The sequence below is a fragment of the Streptomyces beihaiensis genome, from assembly GCF_026274175.1.
GTDB classification, from domain to species: domain Bacteria; phylum Actinomycetota; class Actinomycetes; order Streptomycetales; family Streptomycetaceae; genus Streptomyces; species Streptomyces beihaiensis.
Map to the genome: position 1 here is coordinate 1 of NZ_JAPHNL010000201.1, position 1,277 is coordinate 1,277.

Here is a 1,277-nt window from a genome sequence, read left to right on the forward strand (position 1 = left end):
GTATCTGCTGGTCGGCGCCGCCGCGGCGGTGTACGCCTCGGGCGGGGCGCTGCGGCCCGCGTGGCTGAGCTGTGGGGCGCATCTGGTCGTGGTGGCCGTGGCGGCGGCGGGAGCCGGGGTGTGGACGTCGTACGGGCGGCCGCGCGGGCCGTTGCCGGGGGCCGCGCGGCGGGTTGTGGGGCGGTTGCCGGAGTCGTTCGTACGGGAGGTGCTGCCGGTCGCCGGGCGGGCGGCGTCGGCCGGGGTGCTTGCCCTGGTGGCCGGGGGTGCGCTCGTGCTGGCGGCGGCGCTCGGGTGGCACGGGGGAGCGGTGCGGGCGGCGTTCTTGACGTCGACCGGGGCGTGGTCGGGGCGGTTCGCGGTGCTGCTGCTGTGCCTGGCGCTGGTGCCGAACGCGGTGATCTGGGGCGCGGCGTACGCGCTCGGGCCCGGCGTGGTGCTCGGGGCGGGGCACGTCGTGGGACCGCTCGGCGCGTCGGTGGGGCCGGTACGGCCCGCGTTTCCGCTGCTGGCGGCGGTGCCGGAGGCGACGGGAGGGGGCGGGACGCCGGTGACGTGGGCCGTGGCGTCGGTGCCGGTGGTGGCGGCGGTGGTCGTGGCGCGGTGCGTGGTGCGGGCGGGGGAGGACGGGGCCTGGTCGCGGGGGAGGGTCGCCGGTGGGGTGGTGGCGGCGGGCGCGTTGTGCGGGGCCGCGATGGCCGGTCTTGCGGTGGTGGCGGGCGGGGCGTTGGGGAATGCGGCGTTGGCGGAGTTCGGGCCGGTGGGGTGGTTGAGCGGGGCGGTGGCGGCGGGGTGGGTCGTCGGGGTCGGGGTGCCGGTGGGTCTCGTGGTGCGGTGGTGGCGGGGGCGGGAGTCCGTGGTGCGGGCCGGGGTGGCGGCGAGAGTGGCGGGGTGGCGGGCGGCGCGGGCGCAACGGCGGGCGGAAGGCCGGGTGGAGCCGGTTGCCGGGCCGGTGGAATCGGTGGAGCTGTCGGGACTGGTGGAATCGGTGGAGCCGTCGGGACCGGCGGGACGGGTGGGGCTGTCGGGACCGGTGGAATCGGTGGAGCCGTCGGGACCGGCGGAACCGGTGGAGCCGTCGGAACCGGTGGAATCGGTGGCGTCGGTGGATCCGGTCGTGGTGGAGGACGAACTCGGCCGGGGAGCGGCCGAGTTCGAGCCCTACGACTTCTTCGAGGACGCGGCGCCGCTGCCCCGCGTCTCCGCGGAGCGGACCGACCCGGAGCCCTAGCCGCCCCGTGGCCGGCCCCGTCCGCACGCGCGGGCCGCACCGGGGC

Annotated in this window: 1 protein-coding gene; it reads left to right on the forward strand. The window is 78.7% G+C overall.

The genetic code is table 11. The features are described from left to right. The coding region (locus OFY01_RS17140; protein ID WP_266600835.1) for a cell division protein PerM at positions 1-1,231 on the forward strand (1,231 nt) is incomplete at its 5' end. Between the last annotated feature and the right edge of the window lie 46 nt (positions 1,232-1,277).